Source organism: Candidatus Izemoplasmatales bacterium, from assembly GCA_041649275.1.
Taxonomy (GTDB): domain Bacteria; phylum Bacillota_I; class Bacilli_A; order Izemoplasmatales; family Hujiaoplasmataceae; genus UBA12489.
This window is the reverse complement of sequence record JBAZNL010000003.1, coordinates 41,840-57,379: the sequence shown is the minus strand read 5'-3', so window position 1 is coordinate 57,379 and position 15,540 is coordinate 41,840. Positions and strand designations below refer to the sequence as shown.

General features: G+C 54.9%; 14 protein-coding genes and 1 tRNA gene. All 15 read right to left on the bottom strand.

Going from position 1 to position 15,540, the window contains the following annotated elements:
• Window positions 1-162: 162 nt before the first annotated feature.
• Complete coding sequence (locus tag WC509_03855) at window positions 163-1,101, bottom strand: hypothetical protein (protein MFA5006586.1); 939 nt, start codon at window positions 1,099-1,101, stop codon at window positions 163-165.
• A 50-nt stretch (window positions 1,102-1,151) separates the two neighbouring features.
• Window positions 1,152-1,919, bottom strand: a complete 768-nt coding sequence (locus tag WC509_03850) for a GNAT family N-acetyltransferase (protein MFA5006585.1) — start codon at window positions 1,917-1,919, stop codon at window positions 1,152-1,154.
• 38 nt (window positions 1,920-1,957) lie between these two features.
• Window positions 1,958-3,043 carry a S41 family peptidase gene (locus WC509_03845; GenBank protein ID MFA5006584.1) on the bottom strand — a complete coding sequence of 362 codons (1,086 nt, stop codon included), beginning with the start codon at window positions 3,041-3,043 and terminating at the stop codon, window positions 1,958-1,960.
• A 106-nt stretch (window positions 3,044-3,149) separates the two neighbouring features.
• Window positions 3,150-3,392, bottom strand: coding sequence for a hypothetical protein (locus WC509_03840; protein ID MFA5006583.1), 243 nt, complete (start codon window positions 3,390-3,392; stop codon window positions 3,150-3,152).
• Between the two features lie 61 nt (window positions 3,393-3,453).
• Complete coding sequence (locus tag WC509_03835) at window positions 3,454-4,389, bottom strand: BlaI/MecI/CopY family transcriptional regulator (protein ID MFA5006582.1); 936 nt, start codon at window positions 4,387-4,389, stop codon at window positions 3,454-3,456.
• A gap of 442 nt (window positions 4,390-4,831) precedes the next feature.
• The gene (locus WC509_03830) at window positions 4,832-5,362 is read right to left on the bottom strand and encodes an AraC family transcriptional regulator (protein MFA5006581.1); all 531 of its coding nucleotides are present in this window, start codon (window positions 5,360-5,362) and stop codon (window positions 4,832-4,834) included.
• A 439-nt stretch (window positions 5,363-5,801) separates the two neighbouring features.
• Window positions 5,802-6,218 (bottom strand): hypothetical protein, encoded by a 417-nt coding sequence (locus tag WC509_03825; GenBank protein ID MFA5006580.1) that lies wholly within the window; start codon window positions 6,216-6,218, stop codon window positions 5,802-5,804.
• A 1-nt stretch (window position 6,219) separates the two neighbouring features.
• Complete coding sequence (locus WC509_03820; protein MFA5006579.1) at window positions 6,220-6,981, bottom strand: AraC family transcriptional regulator; 762 nt, start codon at window positions 6,979-6,981, stop codon at window positions 6,220-6,222.
• A 540-nt stretch (window positions 6,982-7,521) separates the two neighbouring features.
• Window positions 7,522-7,606, bottom strand: a tRNA-Leu gene (locus WC509_03815).
• Between the two features lie 116 nt (window positions 7,607-7,722).
• A complete protein-coding gene (locus tag WC509_03810) occupies window positions 7,723-9,315 on the bottom strand; it encodes a hypothetical protein (protein MFA5006578.1) in 1,593 nt (530 codons plus the stop codon).
• Window positions 9,305-10,861 (bottom strand): NAD(P)/FAD-dependent oxidoreductase, encoded by a 1,557-nt coding sequence (locus WC509_03805; GenBank protein ID MFA5006577.1) that lies wholly within the window; start codon window positions 10,859-10,861, stop codon window positions 9,305-9,307. Before WC509_03805 ends, WC509_03810 begins: the two co-directional genes overlap by 11 nt.
• Window positions 10,858-11,325: a GtrA family protein gene (locus WC509_03800; protein ID MFA5006576.1), complete on the bottom strand. Its 468-nt coding sequence runs from the start codon at window positions 11,323-11,325 to the stop codon at window positions 10,858-10,860. The genes WC509_03805 and WC509_03800 overlap by 4 nt, the downstream gene beginning before the upstream one ends.
• Window positions 11,326-11,467: 142 nt before the next feature.
• Window positions 11,468-12,454 carry a hypothetical protein gene (locus WC509_03795; protein MFA5006575.1) on the bottom strand — a complete coding sequence of 329 codons (987 nt, stop codon included), beginning with the start codon at window positions 12,452-12,454 and terminating at the stop codon, window positions 11,468-11,470.
• Between the two features lie 84 nt (window positions 12,455-12,538).
• Window positions 12,539-14,272 carry an NADH-dependent [FeFe] hydrogenase, group A6 gene (locus WC509_03790; protein ID MFA5006574.1) on the bottom strand — a complete coding sequence of 578 codons (1,734 nt, stop codon included), beginning with the start codon at window positions 14,270-14,272 and terminating at the stop codon, window positions 12,539-12,541.
• Window positions 14,273-14,282: 10 nt separating this feature from the next.
• On the bottom strand, window positions 14,283-15,539 hold the full coding sequence (locus WC509_03785) for an NADH-ubiquinone oxidoreductase-F iron-sulfur binding region domain-containing protein (protein MFA5006573.1): 1,257 nt from the start codon (window positions 15,537-15,539) through the stop codon (window positions 14,283-14,285).
• Window position 15,540: the final 1 nt, after the last annotated feature.

Here is a 15,540-nt window from a genome sequence, read left to right as displayed (position 1 = left end):
ATTTATGATTCGTTTTGGTTTGGTCCCTTCGTCACGATTGCGTCGGGGCGCTACCGCCGTCTGGACATGCGAGATTGCGGATCAGGGGAAGCTCCCTTCGAACAATCAAAAAAAAACCGCTCTGCAGGGGTTCATCACGCGCGATTGGGTGCGTTACGACAATCAATCGAGATACTGATCCAGACACGATGCATCAACCCAGTAAATATTGCTGACACCTTCAATAAAACGACTGAAGAAAAAGTACTTTCCATCTGTGGTTACCGATGGGCATAATTGTTCAGCTCCGGATTGATTGATGTCGGATCCCAGTTTTACGGGAGTGCTCCAATGACCATTATTCTGAATGGTAATGTATATGTATCTGCTTGATCCGGATTCCCTATCAAACAACATATACGATTCATCTGGTGAAATGTAGGGATGCGCCCCTGCGATCCCCGTAGATACTCTTGATTGAAATTCCCCTTCCATATTCTTGATGACGTAAATGCCATTCAAACCGGTGAAATAGATATTCCCATATGTTGAGACAGTAACATACATGGAGAATCCAGAATTCAATCCATTATCACAATATGTAGGGGTTTGCCAAGCGCCATTAGCAAATTCGCTTTGATAGATGGCATAATCGCTTCGATTATCACGCATTGATCCGAAATACACCATTTTCCCGTCGGGGGTGATGAATGGTTCAAATTCATCGACATCTTCGCTGATCGGTGATAGCTCCGCATGTGACCACTGTCCGTCAATATACTCTGAGTAAAAAATCCGATTTGCACCTTCGGGAGCTCTTCGCGTAAAGAAGTAATATCGATAATCTGGTGAAAATGTACCAGCAAATTCGAAGTTCGTTTCGGTGCTGATGAACCCGGGCGCGAAGATTTCCGGAGTCACGCCTGGTTCGCCAAATAGAGCAGCTTTCATGAACGTAGTCGTGATTTCGGAACTCTGAGTAGTCGCAAAACTTGTCGTCATTGATGATGTGCTGATTACGGTAGTGCTTGTGTCTAGAGTATCCATGTGTGTGGAGATTTCAAAACATCCATGTAGAAATGATAAGCAGATCATACAAACGAACAGAATCAATTTCTTCATTCCACTTACTCCCTTGGATTTTCGGCAGCAATCCGCTTTTTCTCAACCGGTTATAGAATATGATACATATACCATTCCTTTTCCGCGATGTACCCGAGTTTTTTGGCGATGTGGGATGATATATCGTTTGCGGAATCCCAGACCGGATTATACCCACGCCTGAATGCTTCTTCGATGAAATAGGTACACAGGTTGGTTCCCATCCCTTTCGAGCGATAGTCGGGATATGTATCATACCCGACTCTGAAATACAGTTCGATATCCTTTCCAATCACCGGATAATTCGTCAAAGAGAATCCTTCACATTTCCCATCTTCACCCACGAGGGCAAAGCCAAAACCGTTTTCCAAAAAATCGCTCTTTGTAAAGAATCTTTGAATTACATCATGATTAATCATGCCTGATTCGATGTGTTTCTTTTCAATCGGAACGATCGAAAGCCCCGATGGCATTTCTTTTCTTTGCTTGATGATATGGTCCACGTTCAGTGAACTGGAGTTGAAAAGCACTCTAGGGTGTGTCGCGACATGATCTTTGAAATATGCTTCTATGGCCTGCTTCCAAAGCTCCGACTGTGCAATGATCCACGAGTCTTTATGAAACAGGTTGAAGACACCTTCAGCATATTCAACGCGCGGCTCTCCAATTATGAAATAGGCGGGCTTCAAATATAGGATTGCGCATTTGCAATGTTCTTCATCGTCAACGAATATTTGTGGTCGATGATCCCTAATCGCATACTTGACGAAATTGTTGAACGGTTCAAATGTATTGAAAATGTGGTAGTACTTTTCAATGTTATTCGTTACTTCATTCATTTCATTCTCCTTTTGTAATATTGTCGTGAATTTCGTAATCATTCCTGCTCGTTCAGCCACTCGATTCCCGTAAGGTAAACACGATCGACTTCATCTCGGTAATCTTCAAGGCTCATATAGGCATGGATGCTTGGAAGGGCTCCCCTTCCCTTCGTCATGTCTTCCACGGCGACGGTCCATTGAGTTGTCGACGTTCGTATTTGCATCATCGTGTTCGACAGGGTAAAATTCCTTGAGGTATCGGAACAGGTGTATCCACCGCCGGTTTCCTCGCCGATGATGACTCCCACCTGGTGAAATTGTAATAACGAGGCGAAATGTCCACAGGTAGAAAAACAAAACGCGTCTGCAAGCGTGGCGAGTCTTCCATCATAATGTGGTTCAGAAAGGGGAACGCGGTCTTTGAGCCCAGTATAGTAATTCGGGCTTTCCGGTGCGAAGTAGGGTGCCGGTTCAGGCAGCAGATACGAAAGCAGCCGACTGGCAACTCGCGGATCTCCGCCTCCGTTTCCACGGATGTCCAGAATCATTTTATGAATGCCCTGAGACGCAACCGTTTGAAAGAATTCCTCAAAGAACAGGTAGAAATCCGTCAAGGTGTACGGATATTCTGGATAAAAGGTCCGTAAGGTCATGATCGCGACATCATCTTCGTACGTTGCTTCAAACGGTTCCTCTTGAACCCAACCGTGCACGTTCGGACAATTTCTCGTGAGTGTCTCCGATTGGCTGGCACCTGTACTGTCATCGATGTATTCCACATCGATAGCTTCTTCGGTTGCGAGATAAAGCTGATAATAATAGAGGTAGTATTGGCTAAAAACAATCGTCTTGTACGCAGTTCCTTCGCCGTCAGCACTCAAATATCGCATCATGTCCGCCGTAACATCTTGTGTGCTGATACCGTCAATGGACACAATTTCATCCCCGAATTCCAATTGAGTATCTCCATCAATCCCGACAACATATAGTTTCCCTTCGATCAGGCGTACATCAATCGGATACGCCGACTCGGCGTCAAACACTTCTCCGATAATGGCAGACGGGATGATGACGAAAGAATGACCGCACCGAATCGCTGACATCACCACGGTAATCACTCGGAAGAATTCCAGGCTGGTCATTCCATCCGCAAGCAACTCCCGCTGGCTTTCGATGACCTCCTCCAGTTCGACCCGATTGGTGAAAATCTGCGGATTGTATGACAAATATCGAACAAATTGATCGTAATCAGTTTGTAGTTTCGATAGCGGGAAATGACCAGGCTCCAATGTCACAACCGAAGTCGTCGCAACCGTAGTCGTTCCGGTCGTCGTGATGGATGACGTTGTCGTGGATGAGGTGGTGGTCGGCGTTGTCGTAGTCGTCGCCGTGGTCGGCGCTGTCGTGGTTGAGGTGGTGGTTGACGATGTCGTGGTCGAGGTGGTGGAATTCGTCATCGAGGCAGTGGATGTCGTAGAAATGGCCGTACAACCCATCGCAAAGATACAAATCGCATAAATCACGATCATTCTGAGCGTTCTTGTGATCATGGTTAGGATTCCTTCCCTGAATACTCTGTGTCGACTTGCTTGAACCATTCATGCCAGAAATCGTCCTGAGAAAGATGGAACAATTCCTCATATGCATCCGGATGTTTCACGAATTCTACGAGTCTGTCCCATCCAAATGTCCTGACGATGAATTGAACAGCCGTCGTCGTCAACTCATAACCCCCCTGAAGACGGAACAGTTCATAATGATTGCCAAGATTCAGCACGGCATCTTGACGGAGAGTTGGCAGCAGCGATTCCATCGTCTTCGCAAGGCGAGAAGGATTGATAAGGTCGCTCTCAAATGCCGCAATTCCTTGAGATAACCAGTAGGGTGCGGATGAGTTCACACTGAAAATGACTCTTTGCATCCACACGAACAATGCGGCGGCCTTGAATTGGATGTCGTCAAAGCTGTCTTCGGGAGCCAAATGGATGATGTCCCATACCCAGGCGGCACGGAGCCATTCCGGTGCGTCTGCCAGACCCAATGCCGAATGCATTCGTGCTTTCGTCCGATACATGATGATTTCTTGTCTCTCATCCATCTTGAACGCGTATCGATTTTCGATTCGATCCGTCCTGTCTTCCAGAAACGAAGCGAAATCCTTCAAATCCGTGTTCAATTGCGCACCAAAGAAAGCAAATCGGTTGGATTGATATCGCAGATGTCCGCCATAGATTCGATGCAACGCCTGTTTCATTTCCGATATGACGCATTCGCGTTCGGTCCAAATCGCTTGGTAGAGGTACTTCTTTCCTTGAGGTTCAGCCTGGATCAATCCTTTATCCACGAGTCTTGACAACAGCGTCTTGACGGTGCTGATGGTCCAGGCCTGGGATTCATACAAATCCTGGGTCGCTTCATTTGCCGTTACCGGTTGTCTTTCCCAAACAATACGCATGACCTGCCATTCGGCGTCGGTAAGCTTGATCATGTTTGATAGCCTCTCTATTTCTGACTACAAATGTAGTCGATGTTCATATTGTACTATGTCTCATCAAAAATGTAAAGCCGATAACATGGAAAAAGAGAAACATCAAACGCCATTCGACACACTTCGAATTGGTCAAACGGCTTCATGAACGTCTCTTGGTTGGATCATCAAGATTTGGCCTATGAGGCAACCATGCTTGGTTTCGAGGAGGAGCGGGCTGTTCGACATTCCTGACGTGCGTGGATATCATCGATGCATCGATTCGTGAGGAGGAGCCGTTGAACCATTGAGTCATTCGGTCGGCGTGCCGCAATCAATTCAAACGACCTTTGTCGGCCGCACCTCGCCCTTATCCGTGTTTCTCTCGATGCACATATACTGGTTGGGATATATAAAAAGAAAAAGTAGCCAAACGTCTTTGACTACTTGATCGGATATGGATTCATTCCAAGAAAGTGACTTTCACGTTCCCGTTATCTTGAAGTTCGATGGATGAAGTAACGTCTTTTCCATTGACTTCAATGTTGCTTAGGGTCACTCGAACTTCATTGTCGTCTTTGGACGAAACATTGACTTCACAAACGATATCATCCAGTCTCCTCATGGTTTTTTGTTCTCCTCCTTTCATCATTCTTTTTGGGTACAGATAGATCATTCCCGGGTTGTTTCGATAGGCACTTGGAGATACTCCGAAATTCTTCTTGAATACGGTGCTAAAATACTTGTCCGAGTTATAGCCATGAGTATTTGCAATATAGCTTATGGTTTTGTCCGTTTCAAAAATCATGATGGCGGCATTCGAAAGTCGTCGCCTTGTGATGTATTCCGGTATGGAGGTCCCGACCATTTTATTGAACTCCCGACTCAGATGAAACTTTGAGTAATGGGAATATGCCGACAGGTCTTCAAGCGTGATTTCCTCAAATAGGTGATTTTCAATATAATCAAGAATTGCATTCACGACTTCCAGCATCTTGTCTCTCCCGCCAGATTGATCCACACCTATATTCTATCATCGCAATCTGTTTGCGGGTTTAAATAATTGTGATGTGGATTTCTCACATTCTTTTTTTTGGTGGCGTCTTTTCTTCCTGTTGTCACATCGATTCTTGACTCCCGTTGATGGCAATTTCCTGAAGGGGTTATGATCAAGAACACCCCGTTGGTGAAAAAAAGGCTTGATACGGACGTATCAAACCGATGATTGTCAGATATGTAGGGCTGAAAATGGTGTAGATACATAATCGCACCCCGCGGAGCATTTTTTGCATCCCCACAAAAAAAGTTGCGAATCCATCCCGTTCCATATGCATGGGACTACTGACTTCTGCCCGGAAATCATACCAATCAAAAAGACAATAAGCTATGGGCTCTATCCTATGAAATTCTAGAAAATCGGATTTCAACCGCAATCAGTCGAGACCCAACGCGACTTTGCCCCAGCCTGCCCCTCCTCCAGAAGTACCGGTATCCAAAACAAGTTGATATGATAATCCTTTTGGATAGTTATAAATCACACTGATCTCAGCCTGCAAATCGTCGTATTGGACCAATGCTTTTCCGTTACCCAGATTGACAAGTCTCTGGAAGGTGTTATATTTGTTTTGTTTGATGAAATCATCGATATGATATGATGAGTCTTCAAAATTGATATATATCGGCGATATCATTCGGTATTCATCATCTTCCACATACTTAAGGACGACATATTCGCATCCGAATTGTTTCATAATCACCGCCGTATGGTCATTTCCAACCGAATCCATTACTTCTTTCGAGTTGACACATTGCAACAGTTTCGTAGCGTATTTTTCAAGTTGGTTTTTCATATCATCTGCTCCTCCATGAATAGCTACAATAAATTCTTTTCTCGGGAATCCTTTCTAGTCTTGCCCGAGATGTTTTGTTTGACTCGTGATCGATAAAGGAAACATACAAAGTATCATTTTCAAAAGATAGATCCTGCATCTCAACCAAAGGCCCATCTTGATCCGTGATTTTGTAGATGGGGACGACACTTACATGTCCCGTAATCATGTTGAGGTGTACGGTCAACAGTTGCTTCCCTAAACCAGTTTCGGAGTACTGGACGTACACGATTTCGAGCTGGCTATTGTTTTGTTTCGTCAAGACGCAGTTTTCGGTTTTTGCAAAGAAACCTTTCAGTTCCTCAGAAGAGGAACACAAAAGCAGATCATGAATCAGATCTTCTTCATGGGTGTATCTCATCGTTTCCCCTTCCTTAATGACTATTTTGTTCGTAAGTACAATATATCTACTTCTTTTTCGATACTTATAGGGATTTGTGTCAAATTCGTGTTTGAACTTCCTACAAAAATACGAATCCGAATTAAAGCCATATTTATATGAAATATCCATGATTCGATTCTTTGAATTCAATATTTCCAAGGCCGCTTCCGATAATCTTCTTTTCAAATAATACTCGCTGATGGTAAAACCGGTTTTCGTTTTAAATGCTCTTGATAGATGGAACTTTGAATATCCGATGTCTCTGTACAATTCGTCAAAGTCCAAGTTGCTTGACAGTCTGTCTTCAACGTATTCGATTATTCGTTGAATCATCTCAGACATAATGTCACCTCACTCATCGCAATGATATTTTAACATATACAAAAGCAAATTAATTGCACTGTATTGCTGAAGTGTTCATTTCTCGATAATAATCATGCGAAAGGCGAATGATATTGGGTCATATCTTTCGCCTGCAGCATATGCTTGAATTACTGAAAACAGTATCGCATTGCATTGAACATAACTCATGCGAACCCCATATCATTGTTGTGTTTTTCTGTCATTATTCGTCACACCATCCGTCACCAAATCTTCGTTCCATATGGCATCGATATTGACATTATTACAATCATCGGTCTCTATTGTTGAGAATGCATTCATATTCATCTATATCATCAGGTGTAATCGGTAAACGTCAGGTAATCGTGTAAATCGTCAGGTAATCGTATTAAGGTTGAACGATCACTCCGATAAACAAGAAGGAAAGACGATTCTTCTTTCTCCTCCGGAAAAATGGAATTTTGGAGTTGGGGGAAAATCCCCCCTTTCTGCCGACAAAAAAAGGTTCGATACGATTGTATCAAACCTATGATTGAAATATGGTGCGGTTGATGGGATTTGAACCCACACGCCGTTAGGCACTACCCCCTCAAAGTAGCGCGTCTGCCAGTTTCGCCACAACCGCAAGCAAACAATATTATAATACAAGACTTCGATTTTGCAAAGGGAAAATGATCGGAAAATGCATTTTCGCGAACGCGGCAGTCCCGCCGGCGCTGCCGCCGGCGGAATCGGCATCGATCAGAACACGTTCTCGTTGAAGACGAGGATCGAATAGCCCTCGACCGAGAAGGTCTCGACCCAGTGGGGGACGATCTCGTCGTACATGTCGCTCGCGCGCAACTGGTTGTAGCCGGCGGTCGTCATCACGACGAAGTAGCGGTCGACGCCTTCCTGCGCTTCGTACCACGAGAAGGCGCTCTGGTAGTAGTACGGGGTGAGCCCGTTCGTCGCGTCGACGTTGACGGAGCGGACCCGGACCTCGCCGTCGGAGACGACCGTCACCGCCTGGGCGATCCAGAAGTCGGCGTAACCGTACGTGAGTCCCCGCTCCGCGAGTTCCGCGGCGAGGACGTGGTAGCGGTTGTCGCGCCCGTAGTCGGCGTCCATCCTCGCGATCTCGATCGCGTTCAGCGCCGCGAACGCCAAGAGGACGAGCGCGAACGGCACGGCGAAACGGGGTGCGGAGAACTGCGCGGACAGTTCGCGGATCGTCAGAACCGTGAGGATCAGGGCGCTCGCCACGACCGGGATCCAGCGCCAGTTGGCGGCGCCGAGCGACCCGAAGACGCAGGCGAGGAAGATCAGGACCGAAAGCGCGAAATGCTGCACGGCGAACACCTTGAAGAGCGTTCCGGCCTTGCGGAAGACGACCAGCGAGAGAAGCGGGAAGACGGCGAGGAAGAGCGAGAAGCCGAGGCTCGCGAAGTTCTCGGCGACGATGAAGGTCGCCGCCGGATCGGTCGGGACGCCGCCCCCCAGGAGCGTGATCCAGTGCTCGGGGATCTTTTCGAGGTGTTCCCGCCAGGTGGAGATCGGGGTGATGGCGTACCAGGCGTCGGCGTAGCCGGCGACCTGGCCGTGCTTGAGCGCGGCGAGGATCCGGAGTCCGGTCAGGGCGCCGACGGCGATCGTCGCGAGGACGATCCAGACGGGCAGGTTCGCCTTCGCGGCCAAAGGCCGGCGGTAATCGAAATACCGTTCCGCGGCGATCGCGCCGCCGATCGGGACGAGGACGATGAAGACGAGCTGCAGGCCGTCGATCGCGACCAGTGCCGCATAGGCGAAGAGCGCGCCGAGCAGGACCCACGTCTTCCACGATCGGACCGCCCCGGTCCGCTCGAGGCGGGCGAGGAGACCGAAGCCGACGAGCAGGAAGACGACGTAGATGGAGTAGTAGATCACGTGCCCCCAGAACATCTCGCGCAGCTTGTCGGTGGCGGACAGCGCGAGCAGGACCAGGCCGGCGTAGAAGAGCGTTCCGGTCCAGCCGAAGCGCATGCTCCGGAAGAAGAAAAGCAGCGCCGCGGCCAGGACGACGAGGAACGAGAGCATCCCGAGCGCCTGGGTCGTCATCGAGGTGCCGAAGAACGGCATCCAGATCCCCATCAGGAGGTTGCCGCCGATCGGGAGGATGGCGGCGTAGTTGAAGTCGGGGTTGACGGCCATGCCGGAGACGTAGGACGCCTCCGCCCAGAAGATCGTGTCGGTCGAATCGGAGTGGAAGTAGCCCTCCGCCGGACCGAGGACGTAGTAGACGACGACCGCAAGCGAGAGCGCGAACACAAGCGCCGCGGCCGCGAAGCGGACGATCCGACGAACCCTATCTGCCATCGTTCTGCTTCTCCTCGTGGTATTCGACCTCGGTGTTGACTTCCCAGACGGGACGCTTGTCGGTCGAGCCGCAGTCGATCGCCTCGACGGCGCGGAACGCCGTCACCATCGAGTGGTCCATGTTGTTGTAGCGGTGCTGGCCGTTGCGGCCGACGCACCAGAGGTTGTCGAAGGAATCGAGGAAGGGGACGATCTCGCCGATCCGCGCGTAGGAATCGAAATAGGCGGGATAGGCCTTCGGGATGCGGGCGCGGACGGCGTCGAGGACTGGCGCGGTCTCGTCGATCACGCCCATCTTCGCGAGTTCCTTCCGCGCGAGTTCGATCGTCTCGGCCTCGGAAAGGTTCCAGAAGTCGTCGCCTTCCTGGCAGAAGTACTCGAGGCCGACCCAGACGGTATGGAGCGGATCCTTCACCATGTAGGGAGACCAGTTGTTGAAGACCTGGATGCGTCCGAGCCGGACCTCGGTCTCCTGGACGTAGATCCAGCAGTCGGGGACGATGTCGCCGAGGGTGGCGAGGTCGGTCTCGTTCTTCAGGTTGAGTTTCGGAAGCAGGAGGCCGACGGTGACGAAGTCGCGGTACGGCAGTCCGCCCGCGATCTCGCGGACGGCCGCGGGAGCGGCCTCCCCGATCGCGGCGACGAGGTCCTTGAGGGGCATCGAGGAGATGAACTCGTCGGCTTCGACGACGATCTCCGCCCCGTCCTTCGCATAGGTCACGGACGCGATCCGGCCGTCCTTCACTTCGATCTTCTCGACGCGGGCGTCCATCACGATCGTCCCGCCCATCGCCGCGACGTCGGCGGCGACGCATTCCCAGAGCTGGCCGGGACCGAGCTTCGGATAGAGGAACTCGGTGATGAGCGAGGTCTCGACCTTGCCCTTCTTCTTCCCGAAGATGTTTCTGAGGAGCGCGAGGATCGAGAGCCCCTTGACCCGCTGGGCGCCCCAGTCGGCGGAGATGTCCTTCGGCGCGCGTCCCCAGACCTTGGTCGTGTAGTCCTCGAAGAACATCCCGTAGAGGACGCGGCCGAAGCGGTTGACGTAGAAGTTCTCAAGCGAGTCCTCCTTCTTCTTGAAGACGCTCGCCCACAGATAGCTCATGCCGGCCCGGAAGGTGCGGAACAGTCCGAGGTTTCTGATCGTCTTCCCCGACATCGTCACCGGATAGTCGAAGAACTTCTTCAGGTAGTAGATGCGCGACACGCGCCGCCGCTTGAGCATGACCCGATCTTCCTTCTCCGGGTCGGGACCGCCGGCGACGGTCTCGACCTGACGGCCGAGGATCCGGTCGTCGAGTGCGGGCGCGCCCTGTCTGGGCATCGCCGCCTCCCACCAGGCGTTCACCGCGGGATCCTTAGAGAAGAAGCGATGGCCGCCGATGTCGATGCGGTTGCCGTGATGTTCGATCGTCTGGGCGATCCCGCCGATGCGGCCGGTCGCCTCGAGGACGACGACCTCGTAGCCGTGTCCGAGCTTGAGCAGTTCGTAGGCGGCGGTCAGGCCCGCTGGGCCGGCGCCGATGACGACGATCTTCTTGTTCATGCGTGCTTCTCCTTTGTGCGGTAGAGCAGGAACTTCCGCGCGAAATAGTTGTAGAAGAGGACGAGGACGGCGACGATCGCCCGGGCGAGGTATTTGACCATCACCAGCGCCCCGAGGACGGTCAGTCCCGTCGACAAGGCGAGTCCGACGGCGCCGATCGCGCCGTAGACGAGGAATTCGCCGCCGGCGCCGACGCCCTTCGGCTTCTCGACGAAGACGAAGCGCTTCGAAAGCAGGAAGTTGACGGAAAGCCCGACCATGAACCCGGCCGCCGTCTCGAGCGCGATCGCCCACGATCCGTCCCCGAGCCAGAGTCCCGTCAGGACGAACGTTCCATAGTCGAAGAGGAAGGCGACGCCGCCCACGAAGAGGTAGCGGAACATCCGGACCCACTCGTTTCGGGTCGGTGCGAGGAACAGTTCCCTGAGTCTGAAGCGGATCAGCAAACCCCAAAGTTCCTTCATCGTCGTCCTCCGGATTCACGGTTGCGTATAGACTATTATACCACTTCGGCCGGATTCCGCCACACCCAACCGAAGGCACGGCCGATGAAAACGCCGCATCGGCGACGGAAAAACCGCCTCCCGGTCGTGGGAGGCGGAGGCTTCAGCGCTTGTAGGGGACGTCGGAAAGGTCGATCTCGAAGCGGCAGAGCGTGTCGCCGGCGAGCGCGTTGCGGAGGCATCTCGCCCTCAGCTCGCGGCCGAAGAGGACCTCGTAGCGGCGCTTCACGAAGCCGCCGCTGCAGTGGCACCAGAGCGGGTCGACGACGCGTTCGCCCGCCTTCACGCTTTCCCGCGCGAACGGACAGTGGCAGGCGTAGTAGCGCTTCTCCTCAGGCGTTTCCGCATGGAGCCAGCGTTCGATGTCGTAGGGGATCTTGGTCTCGTAGACCTTGCCGTCCCGTAGCACGCCGCCCTGGATCTCGGGCTGCGAGGCGACGAAGTCGACGACCTCGTCGGTGATGTGCTGCTCGAACCAGGGGATTCCGGATTTCGCATGGCCGCGGAGTTCCTCGACCTGGCGAACGTGGTAATCGCGCAGATAGTCTTCGAAGGTCGGCGCGGCGGCGTACGCCTCCTTCTCCCTGTCGAAGGCGAGGTCGGGGATGCCGTGGTTGTTGCCGGAGAGGACGCGTTCGAGCTTGGCGCCGGAGAGTTCGCGGCGGAGCGCCGCCATGAACGCCGCGGTGAAGACGGGCATCGCCTCGGGCGGCGTGCCGAGCGGCGGAATCGTCAGGCCGGCCTCGACGCGCTTTTTCGCCTCGTGGCCGGAGACGCGCTCGAGGCGGTCGATGATCGTCTCGATCACGCCGACGCCGCCGGTGTACTGGGTCAGGCGGATGTAGAGGTCGGAACGGCCGATGACGTAATAGTAGCGCGCCAGGCCGTAGACCGCCGCCGCGGAGTTTTCGCCCGAGGCGACCAGCGTCGAGAGGAAGCGGTCGAGCGCCGGGACGGATGCCCCGTCGGCGTCGGTTCCTTCCCCGCGGGCGAAGGCGTCGAAGGCGGTTAGGGTCGCCGCGGCGATCTCGTAATCCGCGACCGGAAGATTCCTGAGTTCGTAACGATGTTTCAGTTCTTCGAGTCTCATATGATCCTCCCAAGGTGTCGTCTCGGCCCCATTATATGCAAAACCCGTCGGAATTTCAACGGGTTCGCGGAAACGAAGTCTGTATCAGGGCCGGACGCCCGTCTCCGAGCGCTTGTGGTAATGGGTATGCAGGAGCCTGTGGGCGCGTTCACCGAGCGGGTTGACGAGGTACTCGCCGTAGATCGCGGTGATCGCCGGGTTCTCGTGCGACTTGCGGACGGCCATCGAGCGGTCGACGCGATAGGCCGCGTCGAGCCGGTCGGCGCGCGTCTTGGCGATCGTGCCGTACGGCTGGCCGCCGCCGCCGATGCAGCCGCCGGGACAGCACATGACCTCGATGAAGTCGTAGGGGGAGGTCCCGTCCTTCACCTGCTCGGCGAGGATGCGGGCGTTCTTGAGCGAGTGCGCGACGGCGACCCGGACGGGGATCCCGCCGAGTTCGACGACGGCTTCCTTGATGCCGGAGAGGCCGCGGACGGCATCGAAGTCGACGTCGATGTCCTTGTCCTCGCCGCGCAGGACCGAGACGGTGCGGAGCGCCGCCTCCATCACGCCGCCGGTGGCGCCGAAGATGACGGCCGCGCCGGTGGTCTCGCCGAACGGCTTGTCGTAGTCGGAATCGGACAGTTCGTCGAAATCGATCCCCATCTGCTTCATCATCTTCCCGAGTTCGCGCGTCGTGAGCACGACGTCGACGTCGGGATGGATCCCGTCGGCGGACATCTCGGGACGCTTGGCCTCGTACTTCTTCGCCGTGCACGGCATCACCGAGACGACGAAGATGTCCTCGGGATTCAGATGCTCGCGTTCGGCGTAGTAGGTCTTCACGAGCGCGCCGAACATCTGCTGGGGCGACTTGCAGGTCGAGACGTGGGGCAGGATCTCGGGGTACTGCTGCTCGGCGAAGTTGACCCATCCGGGGCAGCAGGACGTCATCATCGGGAGCACGCCCTTCTTCGAGATGCGCTCGAGCAGTTCGTTGCCCTCCTCGATGATCGTCAGGTCGGCGGTGAAGTCGGTGTCGAAGACCTTTTCGAAGCCGAGCAGGCGGAGGGCGGCGACGAGCTTGCCGGTGACGATCCCGCCGGGCTTGTCGCCCGACTCCTCGCCGAGGGTGACGCGGACCGCCGGGGCGGTCTGGACGACGACGTGCTTGCGCGGGTCGTGGAGCGCCCGCCAGACGAGTTCGGTGTCGTCGTGTTCGAGGATCGCGCCGACGGGGCAGACGCTCGAACACTGGCCGCAGTAGGTGCAGAAGGCGTCGCCGAGCGGCCGGCCGAAGGCGGGACCGATGACGACGTCGCGGCCGCGGCCCATCCCCTCGAGGACGCCGATGCCCTGGACGTTCTTGCAGACGTCGACGCAGCGGCCGCACTTGATGCAGCGGTCGGGGATGCGCAGGAGCGCCGGGTTCCGGTCGTCCACGGGACGGTGGCGGAGGATCGGCGGGAAGCGGTTGGAGTCGATGCCGAGCTTGCGCGCGAGGTCCTGCAGTTCGCACTTCAGGTTCTTCGCGCAGGCGGTGCAGTTGGCGTCGTGGTCGGCGAGGATGAGCTCGACGATCGTCCGCCGGGCGTTCAGGACGCGCGGCGAATTGGTAAGCACGTGCATGTCCTGCCGCGCGATCGTCGAGCAGGCGGTCGAGAGCCCCTTCTGACCGACGATCTCGACCGAGCAGACGCGGCAGTCGGACTTGATGTCGAGGTCGGGGTAGTAGCAGAGCGTCGGGATGTCGACGTGGTACGCCTTGGCGGCGGCGAGGATCGTGGTGTTCGGTTCGCACTGGACGGAAACGTCGTTGATCTTGAAGGATATCATGGGGTTCCTCCTAGATGCCCGGGTATTCGATCCGCTCGAGGAAGTCCTCGCGGAAATACCTGAGGGCGGCGATGATCGAGGTCGGGCAGGTCTGCCCGAGGCCGCAGAGCGACGTCTGGTGCATGACCCGGGCGAGCGACTCGAGGCTGACGAGGTCGGCCGTGGTCGCGCGCCGATCGATGAACTTCTCGAGCATGACCATCAGCTGGGCGTTGCCCTCGCGGCACGGGACGCACTTCCCGCACGACTCGTGGGCGAAGAAGGTGATGATCCGAAGCAGGATCCGGAACAGGTCGAAGCGGTCGTCGATCACGATGATCGCGCCCGCGCCGGTCTTCGACTCGAACTCCTCGAAGCGCTCGTAGTCGATCCGCATGTCGAGCATGAGCGGCGGGATGATCGGTCCGCAGGCGCCGCCGAGCTGGACCATGCGGATCTTCCGTCCGCCCTCGACGCCGCCGCCGAGTTCGTCGATCACGCTTCGGATCGAGACGCCGAACGGGATTTCGAACACGCCGCGGCGCTTGACGTTGCCCGAAAGGCAGATCAGCTTCGTCCCGGTGGACGACGGCGTGCCGATCTTGGCGAAGGCCGCGCCGCCCATCGCGAGGATCGCCGGCACGTTCGCGAAGGTCTCGACGTTCGAGATCAGCGTCGGATGCCCGAAGATGCCCTTCTGGGTCGGGAACGGCGGCTTCACGCGGGTTCTGCCCGGCTTGCCCTCGATCGATTCGATCAGGGCGAACTCCTCGCCGCAGACGTACGATCCGGCGCCGGAGCGGACCTCGACCGTGAAGTCGAATCCCGCCCCCATGACCATGCGGCCGAGATAGCCGCGCGCCAGCGCCTGCTCGACGCTCCAGCGAAGCGTCTTGATCGGCAGGTCGTATTCGCCGCGGACGTAGATGTATCCTTTCTTCGCGCCCGTCGCATAGGCGACGATCGCCATCCCCTCGAGGATCGAATGGGGATCGTTCTCCATCAGGTAGCGGTCCTTGAAGTTGCCCGGCTCGCCCTCGTCGGCGTTGACGACGACGTACTTCTCCGGATCCGGTTCGGCCGCGAGCGCGGCCATCTTCGTCGCCGTCGGGAATCCGGCGCCGCCGCGACCGCGGAGATACGCCTTCTTGACCTCGGCGACGATCGCCTCGGGCGTGAGCGAAAGCGCCCGTTCGAGCGCCTGGTAGCCCTCGTGGGCGAGATAGTCGTCGATCGAGAGCGGATTGATGACGCCGCAGCGTTTCGATACGATCTTCAGTTCGTCCACG

Excerpts from the sequence above, each read along its gene's own strand:
- WC509_03855 (MFA5006586.1), bottom strand. The coding sequence starts at position 1,101 with ATGAAGAAATTGATTCTGTTCGTTTGTATGATCTGCTTATCATTTCTA.
- WC509_03850 (MFA5006585.1), bottom strand. The coding sequence starts at position 1,919 with ATGAATGAAGTAACGAATAACATTGAAAAGTACTACCACATTTTCAAT.
- WC509_03845 (MFA5006584.1), bottom strand. The coding sequence starts at position 3,043 with ATGACCAGCCTGGAATTCTTCCGAGTGATTACCGTGGTGATGTCAGCG.
- WC509_03835 (MFA5006582.1), bottom strand. The coding sequence starts at position 4,389 with ATGATCAAGCTTACCGACGCCGAATGGCAGGTCATGCGTATTGTTTGG.
- WC509_03830 (MFA5006581.1), bottom strand. The coding sequence starts at position 5,362 with ATGCTGGAAGTCGTGAATGCAATTCTTGATTATATTGAAAATCACCTA.
- WC509_03825 (MFA5006580.1), bottom strand. The coding sequence starts at position 6,218 with ATGAAAAACCAACTTGAAAAATACGCTACGAAACTGTTGCAATGTGTC.
- WC509_03820 (MFA5006579.1), bottom strand. The coding sequence starts at position 6,981 with ATGTCTGAGATGATTCAACGAATAATCGAATACGTTGAAGACAGACTG.
- WC509_03810 (MFA5006578.1), bottom strand. The coding sequence starts at position 9,315 with ATGGCAGATAGGGTTCGTCGGATCGTCCGCTTCGCGGCCGCGGCGCTT.
- WC509_03805 (MFA5006577.1), bottom strand. The coding sequence starts at position 10,861 with ATGAACAAGAAGATCGTCGTCATCGGCGCCGGCCCAGCGGGCCTGACC.
- WC509_03800 (MFA5006576.1), bottom strand. The coding sequence starts at position 11,325 with ATGAAGGAACTTTGGGGTTTGCTGATCCGCTTCAGACTCAGGGAACTG.
- WC509_03795 (MFA5006575.1), bottom strand. The coding sequence starts at position 12,454 with ATGAGACTCGAAGAACTGAAACATCGTTACGAACTCAGGAATCTTCCG.
- WC509_03790 (MFA5006574.1), bottom strand. The coding sequence starts at position 14,272 with ATGATATCCTTCAAGATCAACGACGTTTCCGTCCAGTGCGAACCGAAC.